Below are 21,511 nucleotides of genomic sequence, written 5' to 3'. Positions count from 1 at the left end.
CGCCCGCCGGGGGGATCAGGCGTCGATCTGGCGCGGCGCGTCCTCACCCGCGGAGATCGCGATCTTGCGGGGCTTCGCGCGTTCCGCGATCGGAATCCGCAGCGTCAGCACACCCGCGTCGTACTTGGCGTCGATGTGGTCGGTGTCGAGCGAGTCACCCAGGAACAGCTGCCGCGAGAACACGCCCAGCGGCCGCTCCGACACCTGCATCTCGACGTCCTTGCCCACCGGCCGGCGCTCGGCCTTGACGGTCAGCACGTTGCGCTCGACGTCGAGGTCGATCGCGTCCAGTGCCACGCCCGGCAGGTCGAAGGACACCACGAACTCCTCGCCGTCGCGGTAGGCGTCCATCGGCATCGCCGTGGGCCGCGACCACGTCCCCGCGGTCCCCATCACCTGCTGCGTCAGCCGGTCCAGCTCGCGGAACGGGTCAGTGCGCATCAACATCTGACACCTCCAGTCATCACTCGTAGGACTGTCAATGCGCTGCACCACTGTTGTAGCATGTCGTCGGAACGATGACAAGTCCCGAGCGTCATCGGGAGGATGACATGACGAACGACTACGACGCGGTCCGGTCCGCGGCCGCCGCGCCCGGTGACGCCACCGAGGTCCTCGCGGCGTTGATGCTGCTCAGGCAGCTGCGCGACGAGCTGTCCGGCTGGGAGCCCCAGCTCATCGAGGCCGCGCGGGCACTGGGCACGAGCTGGGCCGACCTCGCCCCGGCCCTCGGCGTCGCCAGCCGGCAGGCCGCCGAGAAGCGCTACCTGCGCGTGCGCCGCACCGGCGAGGGCGGCACCGGCGACGAACGCGTGCAGGCCGAACGCGACCGGCGTGCGGGAGACAAGGCCGTCACCGCGTGGGCGCAGAAGAACGCCACCGTGCTGCGCACCCTGGCCGCCCAGGTCGGTCCGCACGACCCCGCCGTGCAACAGGCGCTCGCCGGCGAGGACGCGGCCGGCCTGCTCGGCCCTCTGGCACAGGCGGGGCCCGGACTGCGCGACGGGCAGCCCGGTCTCGCGCAGCAGATCGCCGACATCGGCCGGCACACCGACCAGCTGCGCGCCGACGCCCGGCAGGGCCGTATCCGGTGAGCCGGAGGACGGCCACGGCCGGCAGACCCGGACACGCGTGTCCGGCTGTTCCGGCGGTGCCCGGCTCACCGGGCACCGCCTACAGCAGCGTCAGCCTCGCGGCGGAGGCGTCGAGCTCCGCGGCCACCCCCAGGGGCAACGACCACGAGCCCGCGCAGTGCCCGAACCCGAAGTCACCCAGGATCGGCACCCCCAGCCCCGACAGCCGGTCCGCCAGCACCGCCGACACGTCACCGCAGTCCGTCCACGACCCCAGCACGATGCCCGACACCGGCTCGAACCAGCCCGCCCGCAGCAGCTGCGTCAGGATCCGGTCCAGCCGGTAGGGCTCCTCACCGACGTCCTCCAGCAACGCGATCGCCCCCGGCACCGGCGGCGCCCACCGCGGCCCGCCGATCGAGGCCGCCAGCAACGCCGCGTTCCCGCCCGTGAGCACCCCTCGCGCGGTGCCGCCCACCACCGGCGTTCCCGCCGTCCACGACCGCGTGCCCGCGAACAGCACCTCGCGCAGCCGCGCCTGGGCCAGCGGGTCGTCGACGAAGTCCGAGGTGCCCGGCATCGGCCCGAACACCGTGGACTGCCCCACCGCGTTCAGCTCGGCGTGCAGCACCGTCACGTCCGAGGACCCCACGAACACCCGCGGCGGCAGGTCCTTCCACGGCACCAGGTCCGTCATCCGCAGACACCCGTAGCCGCCGCGCACGCTGAACACCGCCGTCACGTCCGAGCACCACGCCGACACGAACTCCGCCGCCCGCGCCTCGTCCGACCCGGCCAGGTACGGCAACGACCACGGCGCCACCACCGGTGCGGTGACCTCCAGGCCCCACGACCGCAGCACCTCCGCGCCCGCCGTGATCCTCGGAGCCAGGGCCGGACCGGCCGGGGACACCAGCGCGACCCGGTCCCCGGCGCACAGCAGACTCACTCCGACAGGTCCAGCACCGGCACACCCGCGGGCACGAACCCGAACGCCTGCCCGTAGAACGACAGCTCCGCCTCCAGCGCCGCCTTGATGTTCTCGGCCATTCGGAACCCGTGCTGCTCACCCTCGAACCTCAGGTACGCGTGCGGGATGCCCGAGCCGGCCAGGTCCGCGGCGAACCGGTCCGCCTGCTCCGGCGGGCAGATCTCGTCCTCCAGGCCCTGCAGCAGCAGCACCGGACCCGACGCCTGACGCGCCTTCGTCGACGGCGACCGGTCGCGGTAGCGGTCCGCGGCCTCCGGCAGCGTCCCGACCAGGCCCTCGACGTAACGCGACTCGAAGTCGTGCGTCTCGCCGCCCTCCGACGTCCAGCCGGCCAGGTCCAGGATCGGGAACGCGACCATGCCGCACCGGTAGACGTCCGTGGACGTCAGCGACGCCGCCGACGTCCAGCCGCCCGCCGAACCACCGCGGATCCCCAGCCGCTTCGGGTCCGCCGTGCCCTCCGCCGCGAGCTGCTGGGCGACGAACGCGCAGTCCTGCACGTCCACGACACCCCACTGCTCGCGCAGCCGCTCGCGGAACGCCCGCCCGTAGCCGGTCGACCCGCCGTAGTTCACCGCCACCACGCCGATGCCGCGGCTGGTCAGGTAGGCGATGTCGCTGTCGAGCTTGGGCAGCGCACGCCCCGTCGGCCCGCCGTGCACGTGCACCACGTACGGCGGCAGCTCGCCCTCGGGGCCCGCGAAGTCCGGGTTGGACGGCGCGTACACGTACGCCGGGATCTCGCCGAACATCCGCTCCACCGGCACCGGCAGGTACGCGGCCTCCGCGGAAGGCACGGTCTCCGAGCCGGTCAGGTAGGTCAGCTCACCGTTGGACAGGTCCAGGCGCACCACGGCGAAGTCCGACGTCGGCCCCGCCGCCGCGCACACCACGACACCGTCGCGCACCGACAGGTCCGGCGCCCACGTCGGCAGGTCGGTCTGCACGTCGGTCACCGTCGCGGACCGCTCGTCGAGCACCGCCAGGTGCCCCGAGCGCACCACCAGGTAGCGGCCCGGCGAGAGCGTCGCGAACCAGCGGTTGCCCAGCCGCCACATCGGGCCGCCCAGCTCCTCCTCGCACGGCGCCAGGTTCGTGCGGGTGCCGTCGGGGGAGACGCGGAACAGGTTCCACCAGCCGTCCGGGTCGGTCAGCGCCAGCAGCGAGTCGCCCTCCCACTCGAACTGGCACACCGCCTCCGTCGCCGACCCCGAGACCACCTCGTGGGTGGACGAGCCGACGTCGGCGACGCACAGCTCGGTGCCGTCCCACGGCATCTGCGGGTGGTTCCAGCCGATCCACGCGAACCGCGTGCCGTCCGGGCTGATCTTCGGGCCGGTCATGAAGTGGTGCGAGGCGCCCAGCACGCGGACCTCGCCCGCCGCGGTGATCGCCACCAGGTCGCGGCGCACGTCGGTGCGCGCGTCACCGGTGACGGTCTCCCGCACGCACCACACCTCGCCGTCCGGGCCCGCCGACAGGTCGGAGTAGCGCACCCCGTGGTGCCGGTGCGGGGCCTCGGTCAGCGGCTTGGGCTCGGGGGAGTCCGGGTCGAACACGTACACGCGCTGGTCGTCCCAATGCGTGAACGCCACCCGGTCGGGCGCCAGCACCACGAACGGCCGGCCGCCGTACTCGTGCACCCGGTTGCGGGCGTTCCACGGCGCGGGCAGCACCTCCACGCCGTCGCGCACCAGCGCCACCCTGCCGCCCTCGGCAGGCCGGCTCTCCGCCCACCACACCTGCTCGCCGTGCAGGTCGGCCCACTGGAACCCCCCTCCCGGCTTCGAGGTGTCGCCGGCGCTGATCGGCGAGGTCCAGGTCCCGTACGAAGCGATCTTCACCACAGCCCGACCCTATACGCGCGGTGTTTGGTGGGGGAGGACCTGCCGACGATCTCCGCGTGGCCTAGGGTCGTAGGTGCCATGGCTCGCGTCATTCACGTATTCCGCGCACCCGACCGGTTCATCGCAGGAACCGTCGGGCAGCCCGGCGACCGCACCTTCTACCTGCAGGCCTCCGAGCAGAGCAGGTTGATCAGCGTCGCCCTGGAAAAGCAGCAGGTCCAGGTCCTCGCCGAGCGCATCGGCTCGTTGCTCGAGGAGGTGCATCGCCGCTTCGGCACCGACGTGCCCGACGACGCCCCGCCCGACGACCTCGACACCCAGCCCCTCGACGTGCCCGTCGAGGAGGAGTTCCGCGTCGGCACCATGGGACTGGGCTGGGACGCCGAGTCCAAGGCGGTCGTCATCGAGCTCCTCGCGGTCTCCGAGGAGGAGGTCGACGAGGCCGTCGTGCTCGACGACACCGAGGAGGGCCCCGACGCCGTGCGGGTCTTCCTGTCCCCGTCCGCCGCCCGCGCCTTCGCCGAACGCGCCGACCGCGTCGTCAACGCCGGTCGCAAGCCCTGCCCGCTGTGCAACGAACCGCTCGACGCGGACGGCCACATCTGCCCCCGGCAGAACGGCTACCGCCGCACCGAAGAAGACTGACGTGGACACCTCGTCGGCCCTGCGGTTGCTCGAACACGGCCGCATCGAGGTCGAGGGCCGCCTCGTCGACGCCTCCAACGCGACGTTGTTCTGCAAGATCTCGCTGGACGGCGTCGACGCCCAGTGCGTCTACAAGCCCGTGCGGGGCGAGCGGCCGCTGTGGGACTTCCCCGACGGCACGCTCGCCGGCCGCGAGGTGGCCACCTACCTGATCTCCGCCGCGTCGGGCATGGGCATCGTGCCGCCCACCGTGCTGCGCCCCGGCCCGTTCGGCGCCGGCATGGTCCAGCTCTGGGTCGAGACCCGCGAGGAGGACGAGCTCGTCGACATCATCGGCGTCGACGACGTCAAACCCGGCTGGATCCCCGTCTTCCACGCCCACGACCGCTTCGGCGACCCGGCCGTCCTCGTGCACGCCGACCACCCGCGCATCGCCGAGATGTCCGCCTTCGACGTCGTCGTCAACAACGCCGACCGCAAGGGCGGCCACGTCCTGCACGCGCTCGACGGCGCCGTGTACGGCGTCGACCACGGCATCTGCCTGCACACCGAGCCCAAACTCCGCACCGTGCTGTGGGGCTGGGCCCGCGAACCCCTGCCCGAGCAGGTCGTCGAGTCGCTGCGCCGCCTGAGATCCGAGCTCGACGGAGCCCTGGGGGAGTCGCTGCACGACCACCTCACGCGCGCCGAGGTCCGGGCCGTGGGCGAACGGGTCGACAAGCTGCTGGCCGCCGGTGTCTACCCCGAGCCGTCCGGAGACTGGCCCGCCATCCCCTGGCCCGCGTTCTAGATCAGCCCTCGGCGTCGCCACCGCCGGTGCCGTGTGTGATCTGCACGGCGATCCGGCGCCCGGCGCCGGAAAAGGCCGCATCCCGCGCGCGCCGCGTCACTACGCTCGGCGACCATGCAGTTGATCAACCCGCCCAAGCCCCGCCCCGGCGACCGCGTCGCGATCGTGTCCCCGGCCTCCGGTGTGGCAGGCCTGTTCCCCCAGCCCCACGAACTGGGCCTGCGGCGCCTCGAACAGGACTTCGGCCTCATCCCTGTCGAGTACCCGGCGACCCGCAAGATGGGCTCGACCCCGCGGGAACGGGCGGACGACCTGCACGCCGCGTTCGCCGACCCGGACATCAAGGCCGTGATCGCCACGATCGGCGGCGACGACCAGATCACCGTCCTGCCGCACCTGGACGAGGACCTGATCAGGGCCAACCCCAAGCCGTTCTTCGGGCACAGCGACAACACCAACCTGCTGACCTGGCTCGCCAACCGCGGCATCACCGGCTTCTACGGCGGCAGCGTCATGGTCCAGTTCGGCCGGCCCGGCGCGATGCACCCCGTCACCGCGGACTCGCTCCGGGCCGCGCTGTTCACGCCGGGGCGGTACCGGCTGACCGAGACCACCGCCTACGGCGACCAGGAGGGCCCCTGGGACGACCCGCGCACCTTCGACGCCGAACCCGTCCTCGAACCGAGCGGCGGCTGGATCTGGCACCAGCCCCGCGGCGTGGTGCGCGGCCGGTCGTGGGGCGGCAACCTGGAGGTCCTGTCGTGGCTGCTGATGGCAGGCCGGGAGATCCACGCCCCCGAGCGCTACGACGGCGCGGTGCTGTTCTTCGAGACGAGCGAGGAGATGCCGTCCGCGACCGAGGTGTACCGGATCCTGCGCAACGCCGGTGAGCGCGGCCTGCTGGGGCGGTTCGCGGCCGTGCTCGTCGGGCGCGCCAAGGCGTGGTCGTTCACCGACCGGGACACCGGCCGCGCCGCCTACACCACCGCGCAGCGCGAGGCGGTCCTGCGGGCGTTCGCGCAGTACGCGCCCGACACGATGATCGTGTTCGACGTCGACCTCGGCCACACCGACCCGCAGGTCGTCATCCCCGTCGGCGGCACCGTCGAGGTCGACGGCCCGGCCCGCACGATCACCGTCACCTACTGACGGTGGCGGCCATCCGGAAAATATTCCCCGCCCATTGAGATCTTCCAATTGAGACAGTTCTGGGGTTTGACGGCGGATCATCGTGCCCCTATCTTCTGGGAGGCGTTCTGACCTGCATAAACATTCAAAGCTTGAATGCGGGACACGGGTGACATGACCTATTTCGAACGAATCGTCGTGGTGGGTGCCGCCGATCTCGGCGCCTGGGCGGCCACCTGCCTCGCGCGCCGGTTCGGACCCGTTCACCTGATCGGACCCGGCGCCGAGACGCTGGCCGACATCGGCATCCGGCGCTACCCGCACGCGGTCGTGCGCGACCTCGACCTCGACACGCCCGCCGTCATCGTCGACAACGACGGCGGGCGGCTGCAGCGCCTGGTGTGCGACCGGCTGCTCATCGCCGGGTGGCCCGTGCCGCTGCTGCCGGTCAACAGGTGGGTCGTGGACGGCAAGGTCGTCGTCGCCGGCGACGGGGCGGACCTGCGGCTGCTCTCGACGTGCTTCGACGCCAACGCGCTGTGGCGCCCGGCGCTGGCCGACTACCAGTTCCGCCGCGAAACGGGAGCGAACTCGCTAATCTGAGTTGAGTGATCGACGACGAGGCCAGATCCCGGCTGATCCGACGCTTCGGCACCGAGGTGACCGGGTGGATCGACGCCCTGCCCGACCTGGTCGCCACGCTCACCGCCCGCTGGGGCCTCACACTCCTGCACCTCATGCCCGGCGGCACCGGCGCCACGTTCCTGTGCACCGACGCCGTCCTCAAGCTCACCCCCGACCACGACATCGCCCTGCACGAGGTGCGGGCGCTGACCGCCTGGGCCCACACGCCCGCCATGGTCGACCTCCTCGACGCCGACCTCGGCCGCGGCGCGCTGCTGCTGCAGCGCATCCGGCCCGGCACCCCCGCCACCGACCCCGCGACGGTCGTCCCGCACCTGCACGAGGCGAAGCCCGCCGGATTCCCGCCGCTCACGGCACGCGTCGACTTCCTGTTCGAGACCGTGCTCACCCGCCGCACCGGCACCTACTACGCCACCGAACACCACCGCGCCCGCAAACTCGCCGCCGACAACGTCAAACCCGTGCTCCTGCACGGCGACATGCACCCCGGCAACGTCCTGCAGGGCCCGGCCGGCGCGGTCGCGATCGACCCGCGCGCCTGCGTCGGCGACCCGGCGATCGACTGGCTCGACTTCGTGCACGGAGGCCACGACCTGCACGGCGCCGACGTGGACCTCGACCGCGTCCACGAGTGGCTCACCGCCTTCAAGCCGTTCTACGGCTAACCTTGCGAGCCGTGCGTTCCCACGACTACGGCCGCGACGTCCTCTCGACCCCGAAGCGCAAGAAGGTCCCCGAGATCGCGGCCGAACCCGGCCTCGTCGTCGAGGACCCCGCCAGCGGCTTCTGCGGAGCCGTCGTCAAGTTCGAGTACGGCCAGGTCGTCCTGGAGGACCGCCACGGCCGCCACCGCCTGTTCCCGCTGCGCCCCGCCGGGTTCCTCGTCGACGGTCGTCCCGTCACCCTGGTCAAACCCGCACCGCAGGCGCCCAAGCCGAAGATCACCGCGTCCGGCTCGGTCAAGGTCGAGGGCCTGCGCGCCCGCACCGCCAAGGCCAGCCGCATCTGGGTCGAAGGCAAGCACGACGCCGAGCTCGTCGAACGCGTCTGGGGCCACGACCTGCGCGTCGAGGGCATCGTCGTGGAACCCCTGCACGGCGTCGACGAGCTCCCGCAACGCATCGCCGAGTTCGGCACCGCGCCCCACCGCCGCCTCGGCGTCCTGGTCGACCACCTCGTCGCCGGCTCCAAGGAACAGCGCGTCGTCGACCAGATCCGCGACGACAACGTGCTCGTCACCGGCCACCCCTACGTCGACATCTGGCAGGCCGTGAAGCCCCAGGCCGTCAAGATCAAGGCCTGGCCGGTCGTGCCGCGCGGCGCCGACTGGAAGACCGGCGTGTGCGCCCAGCTGGGCTGGGGCGAGCCCTGGGAGGGCTGGCAGCGCGTCCTCGCAGCGGTCTCCAGCTACCGCGACATCGAGTCCGACCTGCTCGGTGCCGTCGAACGGCTCATCGACTTCGTCACCGTCCCCCAGGACTGACCACGCCTCACCGCCGGCCGCACCTCACTCGGGGCGGCGCGGCGGAGTCCACGCGATGAAGCTCGTGCCGAGCGCACCGACCGCCAGCACGCCCAGCATCACGCCCAGCACCCAGAACACCTGGTCGTTGTCGGCCAGCGCCGCGTCCACCACCCGGCCGTCGCGCAGGTCGTACCGCACCGCCACGCGCGTTCCCGGCTGGTGGGCGGACCCGTTCTCCGACAGCGTCGCGACCTGCTTCGAGCCGTCGGGCAGCGGGTACTCGACCTTCACCGAGGCGCTCTTGCCCGACTTCAGCCGCTCCAGCACCGTCCCCTCGGCACTGGCCCAGGACCGCTGCTCGGCCGAGGTCTGGAGCACGATCACCAACCCCACGACCGCGCCCGCGAGCATGAGCCCGGACAGGACCCGGCCCGTGCGGGACTTCACCGACTTCGCCATCACGCCTCCTTCGCCCAGATCATCCGCCGTTGATCGATTTCGTTACGGTCCGGGGCCCAGCACGGTGAATCTCGGCGTCCGGTGCTCCCCGTTGGTGTATGCATGGGGCCATGGCCGCCCTGATCTGGCTGATCGTCGGGATACTGCTCGTCGTCGCCGAGGTTCTCTCCGGTGACTTCGTGCTGGTCATGCTCGGCGCCGCCGCGCTGGCCGCGGCAGGGGCCTCCGCACTGGGTGCCGCCGACCTGGTGAGCGTGCTCGTCTTCGCGGCGTCGTCGGTGGGCCTGATCGTCGCGGCCCGGCCGCTGCTCAAGAAGCGGCTGCAGCTCGGCTCCGGCATCCGGATGCACCACGAGGCGCTGCTGGGCGGCAGGGCCGTCGCGGTGACGAAGGTCGACGAGCACGGCGGGCAGGTCAAGATCGGCGGCGACACCTGGAGCGCGCGCACCCTCGACGGGTCCGTGGTCGAAGAAGGCGAAGCCGTCACCGTTGTCGAGATCTCGGGCGCCGTCGCCGTGGTGATAGCCGCGGTGTGAGCGCCCGCAGGAGGGTGTGAACCGAGTTGGACCCGATCACCGCTGTGATCGCCGCCGTCATCGCGATCTTCGTGCTGACCATCGCCGTCAAATCCGTGCTGGTCATCCCGCAGGCGCAGGCCGCGGTCATCGAACGCCTCGGCCGCTACCGCAACACCGCGGCACCCGGCCTGAACATCATGGTCCCGTTCATCGACAAGGTGCGGGCCCGCATCGACCTGCGTGAGCAGGTCGTGTCGTTCCCGCCCCAGCCGGTGATCACCCAGGACAATCTGACCGTGTCCATCGACACCGTCGTGTACTTCCAGGTCACCGAACCGCGCTCCGCGGTGTACGAGATCTCCAACTACATCGTCGGCGTCGAGCAGCTCACCATCACGACGCTGCGCAACCTCGTCGGTGGCATGAGCCTCGAGGAGACGCTGACCTCGCGCGACCACATCAACGGTCAGCTGCGCGGGGTGCTCGACGAGGCGACCGGCCGCTGGGGCCTGCGCGTCGCCCGTGTCGAGCTCAAGTCCATCGACCCGCCGCCCTCCATCCAGGACTCGATGGAGAAGCAGATGCGCGCCGACCGCGAGAAGCGCGCCATGATCCTCACCGCCGAGGGCCAGCGCGAGTCGTCGATCAAGACCGCGGAAGGCCAGAAGCAGTCGCAGATCCTCGCCGCCGAGGGCGGCAAGCAGGCCGCGATCCTGTCCGCGGAGGGTGAGCGGCAGTCGCAGATCCTGCGGGCGCAGGGTGAACGCGCTGCCCGCTACCTGCAGGCGCAGGGTCAGGCCAAGGCCATCGAGAAGGTGTTCGCCGCGATCAAGGCGGGCAAGCCCACGCCGGAGGTGCTGGCCTACCAGTACCTGCAGACGTTGCCGCAGATGGCTCAGGGCGACGCGAACAAGGTCTGGATGATCCCCTCCGACTACGGCAAGGCCCTCGAGGGGTTCGCCCGCATGCTGGGCGCGCCCGGTGAGGACGGGGTGTTCCGCTACGAGCCGCCGGCCACCGAGGAGGGGCAGACGCCCCGCCCGGAGGACGAGGACGAGTCGGTCGCCGCCTGGTTCGACCTCAAGTCCGACCCGAAGGTCGCCGAAGCCGTCGCCGCCGCGGAGGCGGTGGCGCGCCAGGAGGTGCCCGGTCCGCTCAGCGGCATGCCGCGCCCGGTCGCCGGCACCTCGCCGCTGCCGGAGCTGGCCGGGTCCGACTTCGAGGCCGAGCAGCCCCGGTCGCTGCACCAGCCGGGCGACCAGGTCTGACGAAACGACACGACCGAGCGGCCCATCCCGATCACCGGGGTGGGCCGCTCGGTCGTGTGACCAGCGCGAACAGAAAAGGTTCAAGAATTTCGGCGTCATGTGTCGATCGAACGCCCCGCCTGTTCGACCTGAGCGTGAAAGGGTCCACAACGGACCCGCACGAACCCACTGGGAGAGACCGAAATGAAGTTCATGCTGATCTGGCGCGTGACCTCCGACGAGGCCTGGGGCAACCTCGGTGAGATCGACTTCGACCAGATGCTCGAGACCGTCGGCAGGTTCAACGAGGAGCTCATCGAGGCCGGGGTCCTGCTCGCCGCCGAGGGTCTCGCCCCCGCCGAGGAGGGCGTGGTCGTCGACTTCTCCTCCGAGCCGCCCGTGGTCACCGACGGCCCGTACGGGGAGACCAAGGAGCTGTTCAACGGCTTCTACCTGATCAACGTCCCGACCATCGGGGACGCGGTCGAGTGGGCCAAGCGCATGCCGATGAGCGTGGCCGGGTTCAAGACCGAGATCCGCCGCGTGCCCACGATCGACGAGTTCCCGCAGGACAACGAGTGGATCAAGAAGGAACGGGCCTGGCGCGAGTCCACCGGCCAGCTCTGAGCCCACCGCCCTGATCTATTTTGGGCAGCATGAGCGACCCCACGGGACGCAAGGCAGTGGCGGCGGTGTGGCGCATCGACTCCGCGAGGATCATCGGTGCGCTCACCCGCTACACCGGCGACTTCGCGCTGGCCGAGGACCTGGCGCAGGAGGCGCTGGCCGAGGCGCTGGTGACCTGGCCGCGTGAGGGAGTGCCGAACAACCCGGCGGGCTGGCTGCTCACCGTGGGCCGGCGCCGGGCGATCGACGCGTTCCGCCGCCGCAGCGCCCGCGACGAGAAGTACGCCGCGATGGCGCACCACCTGCCCGAGGGCGGCGCGCTGACCGGCGCCGAGCCCGGACCCGCGCCCGACGACGTGCTGTGGGACCCCGACCAGATCGACGACGACACCCTCGCACTGATGTTCACCTCGTGCCACCCGGTGCTGTCGCGGGAGGCCGGGGTGGCGCTGACGCTGCGCGTGATCGGCGGTCTGACCAGCGACGAGATCGCCCGCGCGTTCCTGGTGCCGACGGCGACCGTGCAGGCCCGCATCACCCGCGCGAAGAAGACCCTCGGCGCGGCCGGTGTGCCGTTCGAGGTGCCGCCGGTGGCGCAACGGCCCGCGCGCCTGGCCCAGGTCCTCAGCGTCGTCTACCTGATCTTCACCGAGGGCTCGTCGGCGAGCTCGGGCGAGGAGGCCATCCGCTTCGACCTGGCCGGAGAGGCGCAACGGCTCGCGCGGATCCTGTCGCGGCTGATGCCGGAGGAACCCGAGGTCCACAGCCTGCTCGCGCTGCTCGAGCTCACCGCCGCCCGCTTCCCGGCGCGCCGCGGCCCCGACGGCGAGATCGTGCTGCTGGAGGACCAGGACCGGCGCCGCTGGGACCGGTCCGCCATCGCCCGCGGCCGCGCCGCGCTCGCGAAGGCCGCCGACGCCGGCCGCGGGTACGGCTACTACGGGCTGCAGGCCGCGATCGCCGAGTGCCACGCGCTGGCGTCGTCGGTCGAGGACACGAACTGGGACCGCATCGTCGCCCTCTACGACGGCCTGGGCCGCCTCGCCCCGTCGCCGGTCGTGGACCTCAACCGGGCCGTCGCCGTCTCGATGGCCCAGGGACCCGCCGCCGCCCTGCCGATCGTCGACGAGCTGGCGTCGGCCGACGCGTTCAAGGACTCGCACCAGCTGCCGGGCGTGCGCGGAGAGTTGCTGCGCCGCCTCGGCCGCCTCGACGAGGCCCGCACCGAGCTTGAGCAGGCCATTCGATTGTGCGGCAATGAACGCGAACGGGCCGTGCTGACGCGGAAGCTGGCGCAACTGCATCCATCTGACCACAGAGGGTGAACCTTAAATCGTTAGGGCGACATCGGTAGCACTCGACCGGGTGACGCGGGAATGATGTTGCGATGGACTCGCTGCCCGCCACCGTGGCCTCCGCGCTCATCGAGGCCGACAGCGAGACCACGGACTGGCCGGCGCGCTGGCAGGCGCTGACCGCCGTGTCGGTCGAACTGCAGTCGCTGCTCGTCACCGACCCCGGACCGCAGCTGGTCGCGTTGATCGAGGAGATCGTCACCCAGCTCGCCGACGGCGTCGCCACCAGCCGCCGCCATCGCGTCGAGCTCGCCGAACTGGCCCACCGCGTCCTGGGCATCCACGCCCGCGCGTGCGCCGAGACCGGCACCGACCCGCGGCGCCTGGCCGACTGGCTGCTCGACCTGCAGCTGCAGCACCCCGACGCCCCCGACGTGAGCCTCGCCGCCTACGCCGGCGCCCTCGACGACGAAGGCCTTGCCCGCTACCGGGAGCGGGCCGTGGCGCTGTTCGAACCGCTGCCGGTGATCGGGTTCGGCGAGACCGGCCGCTACGACCGCGCCCGCTGGGCGTTGCTGCGCGTCATGGAGGAGCTCGCCGAGTACACCGAGGACGTCGACCTGCAGCTGCTCGTGCTGTCCAAGGACCTCTCCTCGGGCTGGCACTACCTGCAGGTCGCGACCGTGCTGCGCGACAACGGCCGCTCGGACGAGGCGTTGGAGTGGGTGGAACGCGGGCTGCGCGCGGTGGGCGGGCGCGGCGCGTCGCTGCGGTTGATCGACCTCGCGGTGGAGGAACACCTGCGCCGGGGCGCGCCGCACCGCGCGCTGGAGGTCTGCCGGGAGGCGTTCTTCGCGCGGCCCAACCTCGACGTGTACCTCAAGATCCGGGCGCTGGTCGTGCACACCGACGAGTGGCCGCCGCTGCGCGCGGAGCTGGTGCGGCACCTGGTGCAGGACGGCAGCCGCCTGGCCGTGGAGGTGTACCGGCGGATCGTGGAGGTCGAGCTCGCCCGGCGGGGCATCGAGGAGCAGGACCTCGTCATGGATCTGCTCGAACAACTACGCGGACTGCAGCCCGACGCGTTCGCCGACTACCTGGACCACATCAAGTCGCGGCACGTGGCCGACCGCGAACTGCTCGACGAGTTGTCCAAGCGCGGATTCTGATAGTTCCCGGCTCGGATAGTCCGTTCTCGTAATATCCTAGTTCGCATGATCGAGGCCGGAGGGGATCCGGTCCGCCCACGGCCGGGCGCGCTCCAGCTGGGCGGACACCGACAGCAGCGTGCACTCGTCGTGCTGGCGGCCCACGAGCTGCACCGCCAGCGGCAGGCCCGCCGACGTGCGACCGGCGGGAACCGAGGCGGCGGGGTTGCCGACGATGTTCCACAGCGGCAGGAACGTCGTGTAGTGCGAGGCCGCGAGCAGCGCCGTGACGACGTTGCGGCCGTCCCACTCGCCCACGCGGATCGGCGGGCGGGTCAGCGCCGGGGTGAGCAGCACGTCGATCGAGGCGAACACCCGGTTCGCGTGCGCGGTGAGCGCCGCGTCGTCCTTGGCCGCCCACCGCACGACGCCGCGCGGCAGGCGCCGGCCCAGCTCGCCGATCGCGCGGGTGCGGGGCTCGAGCAGGTCTGGGAGTTCCATGTCCGTGCGCGCCAGGTAGGCGTTGTGCACGTAGCGGGCGGCGAACTGCGTGGAGGCGGTGACGTCGCGCATCGGCGGGTCGAGCCGCACGACGTCGTGACCGAGGTCGGTGAGCAGCGCGGCGGTGTCCTGCACGACGTCGCGGACCTCGTCGGCGATCGGGATGCCCGGCCCCCACGGCCGCAGCGACACCCCGATCCGCAGCCGGCCCGGATCCGTGCGCGCGGCCTGCGTGAAGCTCATGCGCGGCGGATGCGCGACGTGCGCGTCACCGGGTGCGGCGCCGTGGATCTGGTCGGCGACCAGCGCCCAGTCCAGCACCGTGCGGGTGATCGGCCCCGCCACCACGAGACCGCCCCACACCTGCGGCTCGGGTGCGAGCGAGATGCGGCCGCGCTGGGGCTTGAGCCCGAACAGGCCCGTCACGGCGGACGGGATGCGGATCGACCCGGCGCCGTCGGTGCCGATCGCGGCCGCCGCCAGTCCCGCCGCCACGGCCGCGGCCGACCCGCCGCTGGACCCGCCGGGGGAGTGCGCGAGCGACCACGGGTTGCGCGTCGGGCCTGCCCACGAGCTCTCGGTGAACGGCCACAGGCCCAGCTCCGGCATCCGGGTGCGGCCGATGATCACCGCCCCGGCCGCGCGCAGCCGTGTGACGATCGCGGAGTCCGCCGGCTGCGGGGTGCGCGCGGCGTTCGTGCCCTTGGTGGTGGGCAGGCCGGCCAGCGCGATGTCCTCCTTGACCGCGATCGGCACCCCCAGCAGCGGCAGGTCCTCGCCCGCGGACCTGCGCGCGTCGGCGTGCTCGGCCTGCGCGAGGGCCTGTTCGGCGAAGACCATCCGGAACGCGTTGAGCCGCGGATCGATCCGCTCGATGCGGCGCAGGTGCTCGGCGAGCAGGTCGCGGGCGGTCACCTCACCGGACCGCACGGCGTGTGCCTGCCTGGCCACCCCGGCGAAACACAGCTCCGTCAGCTCCATGAACCGACCCTAAGCGCCCGCAGCTGATCTACGGAATGGGAGTAGCGCACATGAGAGTCCTCGCGATCGCGGCCGCCGCACTCGTCGCCCTGAGCACCCTGGTGTCCCCGGCCTACGCCGCCGGGGCGCCGATCTACCGCTACGAGATCATCGACCGCGCCAACAGCTGGCTGACGGCCAACAACGGCACCCGCGTGCCCTACGACCAGAACCGCAAGTGGACCGACGGCTACCGCATGGACTGCTCCGGCTACGCCTCGATGGCCGCGCGCCTGGACAAGGTCCCGGACGCGCCCAACACCCAGGCGCTCATCACCACCACCTGGACGTCCCCCATCGCGATGAGCGAGCTCAAGCGCGGCGACCTGGTCATCGACGCGATCGGGGACGGCGACAACCGCCACGTCGTGATCTTCGACCGGTGGACCGACTCGACCAGGACCCGCTACTTCGCCTACGAGCAGCGCGGCGGCTGGGGCACCGACTGGCGCAGCCACACCTACGGCCTGGAGGCCAACTCCGAGTACAAGGCCCGCCGCCTGCTCAACGTCATCGACAAGTGAGCCCGCCGGGCCCGGGTCGTGCCGATCACGCGGACTGGGCCCGGCTGCGGTGGTTCGCGACGGCGACGCGGTTGGCGCACTTGGTCGAGCAGAACCGCCGCCTGCCGTTGCGGCTGGTGTCCACGAACACCGTGTCGCAGCCGTCGCGGCCGCACGAGCCGATGCGCCCCGCGTCCTCGCAGAACAACGCCGCCATGCCCGCCGCCGTGTACGCCTTGAGCCGCACGTCGGTCGGTTCGTCCTCGCGGGCGTAGTGCAGGTGCGGGGCGCGTCCGTCGTGCGTGGAGATGTAGTGCGTGGTCGAGGACTGGGCCAGCAGGTCGTTGAGCAGCTCGACCGTGGGGGCGCGGAACACCTCGCGCAGCCGTGCGATCCAGTCTCGTACGTCACGTTCCTGCCGTGCGTCGAGCGAGCCCAGGGGCTTGTAGTCCGACGCTTTCAGCACGTCCAGCAGGTGCGCGGACGGGTCGGCGTTGACCAGGGTCGCGGCGAGCTCGGCAGCCGTCCCGCCGTAAGGGTTGAAATGCACTAGACCATGACATCAGGCTTGGCTCATGATCGCCACCTGCCCCGCCTGCGACTGGCCGTGCACCTCCGCCGTCTCCTCGCACGGCGCCGTCGCCTACGTCCGCTGCGTCTGCGGCCTGTTCCTCGTGCTCGAACGCGGCGTCGTCATCGCGACCGCCGGGACCAGCACGTTCGCCCCGATTCACCACACCTGTGGTGATCTTGCTAGTGTCCCGGACCGTGAGCCGTCGTGATCTGCTGTGCGACACCGCGATCCAGATCCTCGCGGTGGAAGGCGGCCGGGGCCTGACCCACCGCGCGATCGACCGCGAGGCCGGCGTCCCCATCGGCACCACCAAGAACTACTTCCCGACCCGCGAGGCCGTCCTCACCGCCTGCGCCGCCCGCATGACCGCGCTGCACCGCGCCGCCGTGCAACGCCTGCGCGAGACGACCCCGGCCGACATCAGCGCCACCGACGTCGCCGAGCTCTACCCGGCCCTGCTGCGCCGCGCGGTCGCCGACGACCCGACGCAGATGCTCGCGATGGTCGAGCTGTACCTGGAGGCGGTCCGCCGCCCCGGTGTGCGCGAGGCGCTGTCGGGCATGGTCCTCGCGAACGCCGAGGCCGCCGCCGCGCTGCAGCAGGCGGCCGGCCTGCCCTCGACGGTGCGCGACACGGGCCTGCTCGACGCCTACTTCCTGGGTGTGGCGATCTCGCTGCTCGCGCTGCCGGCGGAGACGCTGCAGACCGTCGGCCTGGACGACCCGTACGCGCTGGGCATCGGCGTGTTCTCCGCGACCGCGCCTAGCGCCGGCCCGTCACCAGGACGGCGATCAGCAGAATCAGGCTGATCACCGCCGGCGTCGTGAGCGCCACCGCGGGCTGGGCCATCTCGAGGGGTTCACCGCTCTTCTGCGCGACGATCGCCCAGGTCGCGACACCGCCGCACACGAGCGTGATACCGCCCAGAACGACCGCCGCGCGCCTCTTGTGCCTCCTGCGCACCGGTTCGCGCCGCGCGTGGGGGCAGCGTGTGGTCAGCGCCGCGACGACGGCGCGGCTGTTCTCGGTGCGCCCGCTGACGTGCAGGAGCTGCCCGTCGGTGAACCGGACGGTGCAGTCGGAACCGTCGTAGGAGTACACCTGGGGCTCGGCGATGTCGAGGACCGCCACCTGGTCCCACCTCCACGACCGCCTCACGCCGCCGAGGACGTGCGCGATGCCGTTGTCGTCGAGTTCGAGCAGCTCGGGCTTGCCGGGTGTGCTCAGCAGGAGCACCGCGGAAGGCACGAAGAGCAGCAGCGCGATCACGGCGAGGACCAGCCCGTCCTCAGCGCCGCCGAGGTCCACCACGAACCCCGCGGCCGTCAGCGCGGCGCACGCGAGCGCCATGACCGACAGCACGACGCCCAGGACGCGTCTCCGGTCAGCGGGGACGGTGTGCGTGCTCTGCATCCGATCAACCTACGTCCAGCGCCGCTCTCAGCCTGGCGTAGGTCTGCTCGACCTCACCGGTGGCGTCGAGGACCGTGGCGGCCGGGGTGAGGTAGGCGGTGATGCGCTCGTGGCTGTGCCGGACGACCTCCGCGCCGCCGAGCGCCTCGACGACGTGGTCGATGTGGTGCTCCCGCCGCCGGTACCGGTCCATCGCCGTCTCGGGCGGTGCGAGCAGCACGAACTCCAGGTAGTCCGCGCCCGCGGAGGTGGCCGCGGCGGCGAACCTGTCGCGCTCGCCGCCGCGCATGATCAGCTGCGGCATCACGACGTCGTGGCCCGAGGCCAGGTGGGTGGCCGCCATGCCCAGCACGAGCGGACGCACCAGGTCGACCGCGCCGTGGAAGTCCTCGCGCCAGCCGCCGACGAGCCGGACGATCTCGTCGGCGTCGAGGTCGAGCGTTCCGGGGTGGTCGGCGGCGTAGCGGGCGGCGATCGTGGACTTGCCGACGCCGGTCGGGCCGTTGAGGTGGATCAGCCGGGGCACCCGGCCGAGGCTAGCGGCGCCGCCAGCAACGCCGGCGAGGTGATCCACGCCCAGCAGGACGCCGATCTTCGGGTCACGCCCTCAGCGGCAGACCTTCGCCAGCTCGTCGATCGCCGTCGCCACCAGCGCGATCGCGATGTCCGGCGACTTGCCGCAGCTCGCGGGCCGCGGTGGCACCGGCTGCTCGGTCAGCGCCACCCGCCACTCCCGCCCGTCGGCGTGCCGCACCGTGGCGGAGTCCGGGGTCTCGGCCACGACGGTCAGCACGTCGCGGGTCTCGCTGATCTTCTCGCGCACGGCGACCTCGGCAACCTGCCCTCGCGGGGTGAAGCAGGAGCGGCCGCGGCAGCGGTCGGCGACGATGCCCTCCGTGACGACGCGCTGGGCCAACTGGTGGTCGAGTCGTCCGTACAGGTGACCGGTGGGCAGCAGCACCCCGGTGGGCGCGAAGCGGTGGCCGCCGGTGTGGGTGCACTCCCACAGGTTCAGCGCGGTGGCGATCGGGCGGCCGTACAGGGCGCAGCAGACGTCGCGCTTGCTGTTGGTGCAGATCAGCAGCAACGGGTCGCGGACCGGGGTGCCGAACGCGGTGGAGCGGCCCGCTCCCAGCGCCTCGAAGTCGAGCTCGAGGGCTTCCTCCGGCGTGGCCAGGTCGGCCTGTTCCAGCCAGGAGGCGCCGGGCTTCGCCGAGGCCAGGTACAGGCGGCGGGTCGTGGGGACGTGGTCGTCGGCGTGCCTGCCGGGACGGCGGATCAGCAGGATGCGCACACCGGTGCCGGCGGCGCGGCGCTGCAGCTCGGCGCCCAGTTCGGGGTCGAGGTGGCTCTCCGTCAGGGCGTCGCGGCCCCAGGGGCCCGGCTGTTCCAGGCACAGCCACGCCGTCGCGGTCGCGGCCGTACCGGCCAGCGGTTCGCCCGCGAAGCCGGAGAGTGTCGAGCACCTCATCTGCACACTCTATACGGCCGTTCGGGTGATGACTAAGGCGACCCTTAGTTGATCTGTGAGTTGCGGCATCTCTGGTTGGCCTCCCTGGCGCGGGGCTAGGTTCTCGGTCATGAACGTCGCGGTGTGGATCGTGTCGGGTGTGCTGGCTGCCCTGTACCTGATGGCGGGCTTCACCAAGCTGGTCAAGGCCAAACAGGACCTGCTGGCCGAGCCGAGGATGGCCTGGGCGGGAGATTTCACGTCCGGGCAGGTCAAGGGCATCGGCGCGGTCGAGGTCGCGGGCGCGCTCGGGCTGGTGCTGCCGTGGCTGACCGGTGTCGCGCCGATCCTCACCCCCATCGCGGCGCTCGGCCTGGCGCTGGTGCAGGTGGGTGCCGCGATCACACACATCCGTCGTGGTGAGGGCGCCACGGTGCCGATCAACCTGGTGCTGTGCGCGCTGGCGGTGTTCGTGGCGGTCGTGCGCTTCGGTCAGCTCTGAAACCGCCGCACCCGGTCGCGCATCGACGCCTCGAGCTTGGCGCGGTAGCCGAGGAACAGCTTGTTCGCCAGGTAGGGCGCCCAGTTGCCCTGCCTGGCGATGTTGTAGACGCGGTGGCGCAGGAGCGCGCCCTCGGGATGGGGGTGCAGAGTGTCCTCGCCGCGGTACCACCAGTCGCCCCAGTAGGCGATCACGCCCTGCTCGCGGTCCACGAGCCGGTGCGGCCCGGACTCGCCGGCGTCGGCGAACATCCGCGCGCGCACGTCCTCCAGCGGCGCGTGCACCACGCCGGTCACTTCGAACAGCAGTCTCATCGGTGTCTGTCCTCCCAGTCGTCGTAGCCGCCGACGGTGCCCTCGCGGGTGGCGGTGGCGAACCAGGCCAGCCAGGCGCGTTCGGCGCGCAGCACGGCCATCCGGTAGTCGAGCTCGATCCACGCGAGCTGCGGCAGTCCCATGCCGGCGAGCTTCTCCAGCAGCACCGCCAGCGCGGCGAGCTGCTCACCGACGGCGGCTTCGCGCTGCTGCACCAGTTCCAGCGCGTCGGCCGGGGGCAGCAGGCCGACCAGGGAGATCCCGGCCTCGAAGCGCGGGTACTCCTTGGCGGGCACGGCGATCAGGTCGCGCAGCCAGTCGTGCAGCTCGGCCGTGCCCGCGGCGGTGACGGCGTAGACGGTGCGCTCGGGGCGGTTGCCGGCCTTCTGCACGGCGGAGGCGGTGATCAGCTCGTGGCCGCGCAGTGACTCCACCACCGTGTACAGCGAGCCGTAGTTGAGCTTGATGACCTCCTCCTGGTGGCGTTCCCGCATGGTCTGCGCCATCTCGTAGGGGTGCATGGGCCGCTCCGACAGCAGGGCCAGCACCGCCAGGGCCAGGGGGTTCGTGCGCTTGAACGTCATATCCGCTCCCGTATATCCGGTGCCGAGTATAGGCTGGGCGGCATGACTACGGTGATCACCGGGGGAAGCCGGGGTATCGGGGCCGCGACCGCGCGCAGGCTCGTGCGCGACGGGCACCGGGTCGTGATCAGCTACCGGCGGGCCGAGGACGAGGCGCGGGCGCTGGAGGCCGAGCTCGGCGTGCTCGCCGTCCGGGCGGACACGGCGGACGAGGCCGATGTGGCGCGCCTGTTCGACGCGGCCGGGGACGACATCACCGGCGTGGTGAGCAACGCCGGCATCACCTCCCCGTCCGGGCCGCTCGCGGAGCTGCGGACGGAGGACCTGCGCCGGGTGGTGGACGTCAACCTCGTCGGCGCGATCTTCGTGGCCCGCGAGGCGGCCCGGCGGATGAGCCGCGGCGCGATCGTGAACGTCTCGTCCGGGGCGGCGACGCTGGGCAGTCCGGGGGAGTACGTGCACTACGCCGCCACCAAGGCGGCCGTGGACGCGCTGACGATCGGCCTGGCCAAGGAGCTGGCGCCACGCGGGATCCGGGTCAACTGCGTGCAGCCCGGCACGATCCGCACCGACATCCACCACCTGTCCGGCGACCCCGGCCGCCCCGATCGCGTCGCCGCCCGGATCCCGCTGGGCCGTCCCGGTGAGTCCGGCGAGATCGCGAACGCCATCGCGTGGCTGCTGTCGGAGGAGGCCTCGTACACGACGGGCGCGATCCTGCGGGTGGCCGGCGGCATGTGAACCTGTGGCCTTTCGCCTCTGCGGCCGGTGT

General features: G+C 71.9%; 28 protein-coding genes. 17 read left to right on the top strand and 11 right to left on the bottom strand.

What is annotated here, in order from left to right; genetic code table 11:
• Positions 1-15 precede the first annotated feature (15 nt).
• The gene (locus ORI60_RS18800; RefSeq protein WP_266038807.1) at positions 16-447 is read right to left on the bottom strand and encodes an Hsp20/alpha crystallin family protein; all 432 of its coding nucleotides are present in this window, start codon (positions 445-447) and stop codon (positions 16-18) included.
• 104 nt (positions 448-551) lie between these two features.
• On the opposite strand from ORI60_RS18800, the gene ORI60_RS18795 reads away from it, so the two are divergent.
• Complete coding sequence (locus ORI60_RS18795) at positions 552-1,094, top strand: HSP18 transcriptional regulator (RefSeq protein WP_266038806.1); 543 nt, start codon at positions 552-554, stop codon at positions 1,092-1,094.
• A gap of 79 nt (positions 1,095-1,173) precedes the next feature.
• On the opposite strand, the gene ORI60_RS18790 is transcribed toward ORI60_RS18795, so the two are convergent.
• Both ORI60_RS18790 and ORI60_RS18785 read right to left on the bottom strand, forming a co-directional pair.
• Positions 1,174-2,022 (bottom strand): S66 peptidase family protein, encoded by an 849-nt coding sequence (locus tag ORI60_RS18790; RefSeq protein WP_266038805.1) that lies wholly within the window; start codon positions 2,020-2,022, stop codon positions 1,174-1,176.
• Positions 2,019-3,911: a prolyl oligopeptidase family serine peptidase gene (locus ORI60_RS18785; RefSeq protein ID WP_266038804.1), complete on the bottom strand. Its 1,893-nt coding sequence runs from the start codon at positions 3,909-3,911 to the stop codon at positions 2,019-2,021. Before ORI60_RS18785 ends, ORI60_RS18790 begins: the two co-directional genes overlap by 4 nt.
• A 78-nt stretch (positions 3,912-3,989) precedes the next feature.
• Between ORI60_RS18785 and ORI60_RS18780 the strand changes: the two genes are divergently transcribed.
• From ORI60_RS18780 to ORI60_RS18755, 6 genes are all read left to right on the top strand, one after another.
• Complete coding sequence (locus ORI60_RS18780) at positions 3,990-4,556, top strand: DUF3090 domain-containing protein (RefSeq protein WP_266038803.1); 567 nt, start codon at positions 3,990-3,992, stop codon at positions 4,554-4,556.
• Between the two features lies 1 nt (position 4,557).
• A complete protein-coding gene (locus tag ORI60_RS18775) occupies positions 4,558-5,346 on the top strand; it encodes an SCO1664 family protein (protein ID WP_266038802.1) in 789 nt (262 codons plus the stop codon).
• A 114-nt stretch (positions 5,347-5,460) separates the two neighbouring features.
• A complete protein-coding gene (locus ORI60_RS18770) occupies positions 5,461-6,495 on the top strand; it encodes a S66 family peptidase (protein ID WP_266038801.1) in 1,035 nt (344 codons plus the stop codon).
• A 153-nt stretch (positions 6,496-6,648) separates the two neighbouring features.
• On the top strand, positions 6,649-7,077 hold the full coding sequence (locus ORI60_RS18765; RefSeq protein WP_266038800.1) for a hypothetical protein: 429 nt from the start codon (positions 6,649-6,651) through the stop codon (positions 7,075-7,077).
• Positions 7,078-7,082: 5 nt separating this feature from the next.
• Entirely contained in the window at positions 7,083-7,784 is a 702-nt protein-coding gene (locus ORI60_RS18760; protein ID WP_266038799.1) for an aminoglycoside phosphotransferase family protein, read from the top strand.
• A gap of 11 nt (positions 7,785-7,795) precedes the next feature.
• Entirely contained in the window at positions 7,796-8,602 is an 807-nt protein-coding gene (locus ORI60_RS18755) for a DUF3097 domain-containing protein (protein ID WP_266038798.1), read from the top strand.
• A gap of 24 nt (positions 8,603-8,626) precedes the next feature.
• Here ORI60_RS18755 and ORI60_RS18750 read toward each other — a convergent pair whose 3' ends face one another.
• On the bottom strand, positions 8,627-9,043 hold the full coding sequence (locus ORI60_RS18750) for a DUF3592 domain-containing protein (RefSeq protein WP_266038797.1): 417 nt from the start codon (positions 9,041-9,043) through the stop codon (positions 8,627-8,629).
• A gap of 110 nt (positions 9,044-9,153) precedes the next feature.
• On the opposite strand from ORI60_RS18750, the gene ORI60_RS18745 reads away from it, so the two are divergent.
• The 5 genes from ORI60_RS18745 (at position 9,154) to ORI60_RS18725 (ending at position 13,899) form a co-directional block, all read left to right on the top strand.
• On the top strand, positions 9,154-9,579 hold the full coding sequence (locus ORI60_RS18745; RefSeq protein ID WP_266038796.1) for an NfeD family protein: 426 nt from the start codon (positions 9,154-9,156) through the stop codon (positions 9,577-9,579).
• A gap of 35 nt (positions 9,580-9,614) precedes the next feature.
• Positions 9,615-10,829: an SPFH domain-containing protein gene (locus ORI60_RS18740; RefSeq protein ID WP_266038904.1), complete on the top strand. Its 1,215-nt coding sequence runs from the start codon at positions 9,615-9,617 to the stop codon at positions 10,827-10,829.
• Positions 10,830-11,012: 183 nt separating this feature from the next.
• Positions 11,013-11,435: a YciI family protein gene (locus ORI60_RS18735; protein ID WP_266038794.1), complete on the top strand. Its 423-nt coding sequence runs from the start codon at positions 11,013-11,015 to the stop codon at positions 11,433-11,435.
• A 29-nt stretch (positions 11,436-11,464) separates the two neighbouring features.
• Complete coding sequence (locus ORI60_RS18730) at positions 11,465-12,760, top strand: RNA polymerase sigma factor (RefSeq protein ID WP_266038793.1); 1,296 nt, start codon at positions 11,465-11,467, stop codon at positions 12,758-12,760.
• A gap of 62 nt (positions 12,761-12,822) precedes the next feature.
• A complete protein-coding gene (locus tag ORI60_RS18725; protein ID WP_266038791.1) occupies positions 12,823-13,899 on the top strand; it encodes a hypothetical protein in 1,077 nt (358 codons plus the stop codon).
• Between the two features lie 36 nt (positions 13,900-13,935).
• On the opposite strand, the gene ORI60_RS18720 is transcribed toward ORI60_RS18725, so the two are convergent.
• The gene (locus ORI60_RS18720; protein WP_266038790.1) at positions 13,936-15,360 is read right to left on the bottom strand and encodes an amidase; all 1,425 of its coding nucleotides are present in this window, start codon (positions 15,358-15,360) and stop codon (positions 13,936-13,938) included.
• A 50-nt stretch (positions 15,361-15,410) separates the two neighbouring features.
• Between ORI60_RS18720 and ORI60_RS18715 the strand changes: the two genes are divergently transcribed.
• On the top strand, positions 15,411-15,923 hold the full coding sequence (locus ORI60_RS18715) for a hypothetical protein (protein WP_266038789.1): 513 nt from the start codon (positions 15,411-15,413) through the stop codon (positions 15,921-15,923).
• A gap of 25 nt (positions 15,924-15,948) precedes the next feature.
• Here the strand turns inward: ORI60_RS18715 and ORI60_RS18710 are convergent, their stop codons facing one another.
• Positions 15,949-16,452 carry a CGNR zinc finger domain-containing protein gene (locus ORI60_RS18710; RefSeq protein ID WP_266038788.1) on the bottom strand — a complete coding sequence of 168 codons (504 nt, stop codon included), beginning with the start codon at positions 16,450-16,452 and terminating at the stop codon, positions 15,949-15,951.
• A 25-nt stretch (positions 16,453-16,477) separates the two neighbouring features.
• On the opposite strand from ORI60_RS18710, the gene ORI60_RS18705 reads away from it, so the two are divergent.
• Together ORI60_RS18705 and ORI60_RS18700 are read left to right on the top strand one after the other, a co-directional pair.
• Positions 16,478-16,684: a hypothetical protein gene (locus ORI60_RS18705; protein ID WP_266038787.1), complete on the top strand. Its 207-nt coding sequence runs from the start codon at positions 16,478-16,480 to the stop codon at positions 16,682-16,684.
• Positions 16,671-17,285 (top strand): TetR/AcrR family transcriptional regulator, encoded by a 615-nt coding sequence (locus ORI60_RS18700; RefSeq protein WP_266038786.1) that lies wholly within the window; start codon positions 16,671-16,673, stop codon positions 17,283-17,285. Before ORI60_RS18705 ends, ORI60_RS18700 begins: the two co-directional genes overlap by 14 nt.
• On the opposite strand, the gene ORI60_RS18695 is transcribed toward ORI60_RS18700, so the two are convergent.
• From ORI60_RS18695 to ORI60_RS18685, 3 genes are all read right to left on the bottom strand, one after another.
• Positions 17,239-17,889, bottom strand: a complete 651-nt coding sequence (locus ORI60_RS18695) for a hypothetical protein (protein WP_266038785.1) — start codon at positions 17,887-17,889, stop codon at positions 17,239-17,241. The two genes, ORI60_RS18700 and ORI60_RS18695, sit on opposite strands and share 47 nt — an antisense overlap.
• Before the next feature lie 4 nt (positions 17,890-17,893).
• The gene (locus ORI60_RS18690) at positions 17,894-18,415 is read right to left on the bottom strand and encodes an AAA family ATPase (RefSeq protein ID WP_266038784.1); all 522 of its coding nucleotides are present in this window, start codon (positions 18,413-18,415) and stop codon (positions 17,894-17,896) included.
• A gap of 81 nt (positions 18,416-18,496) precedes the next feature.
• Positions 18,497-19,360, bottom strand: coding sequence for a sucrase ferredoxin (locus ORI60_RS18685; protein ID WP_266038783.1), 864 nt, complete (start codon positions 19,358-19,360; stop codon positions 18,497-18,499).
• A 109-nt stretch (positions 19,361-19,469) separates the two neighbouring features.
• On the opposite strand from ORI60_RS18685, the gene ORI60_RS18680 reads away from it, so the two are divergent.
• Complete coding sequence (locus ORI60_RS18680; protein WP_266038782.1) at positions 19,470-19,841, top strand: DoxX family protein; 372 nt, start codon at positions 19,470-19,472, stop codon at positions 19,839-19,841.
• On the opposite strand, the gene ORI60_RS18675 is transcribed toward ORI60_RS18680, so the two are convergent.
• Entirely contained in the window at positions 19,832-20,155 is a 324-nt protein-coding gene (locus ORI60_RS18675; RefSeq protein ID WP_266038780.1) for a hypothetical protein, read from the bottom strand. The two genes, ORI60_RS18680 and ORI60_RS18675, sit on opposite strands and share 10 nt — an antisense overlap.
• On the bottom strand, positions 20,152-20,739 hold the full coding sequence (locus ORI60_RS18670) for a PadR family transcriptional regulator (RefSeq protein WP_266038779.1): 588 nt from the start codon (positions 20,737-20,739) through the stop codon (positions 20,152-20,154). The genes ORI60_RS18675 and ORI60_RS18670 overlap by 4 nt, the downstream gene beginning before the upstream one ends.
• Before the next feature lie 42 nt (positions 20,740-20,781).
• On the opposite strand from ORI60_RS18670, the gene ORI60_RS18665 reads away from it, so the two are divergent.
• Positions 20,782-21,480 carry an SDR family oxidoreductase gene (locus tag ORI60_RS18665; RefSeq protein ID WP_266038777.1) on the top strand — a complete coding sequence of 233 codons (699 nt, stop codon included), beginning with the start codon at positions 20,782-20,784 and terminating at the stop codon, positions 21,478-21,480.
• Positions 21,481-21,511 lie beyond the last annotated feature (31 nt).

Origin of the sequence: Lentzea sp. NEAU-D7 (assembly GCF_026242055.1) — a bacterium.
Classification (GTDB): Bacteria; Actinomycetota; Actinomycetes; order Mycobacteriales; family Pseudonocardiaceae; genus Lentzea.
The sequence above is the reverse complement of the archived record's forward strand: the minus strand, read 5'-3'. Positions and strand labels throughout refer to the sequence as shown.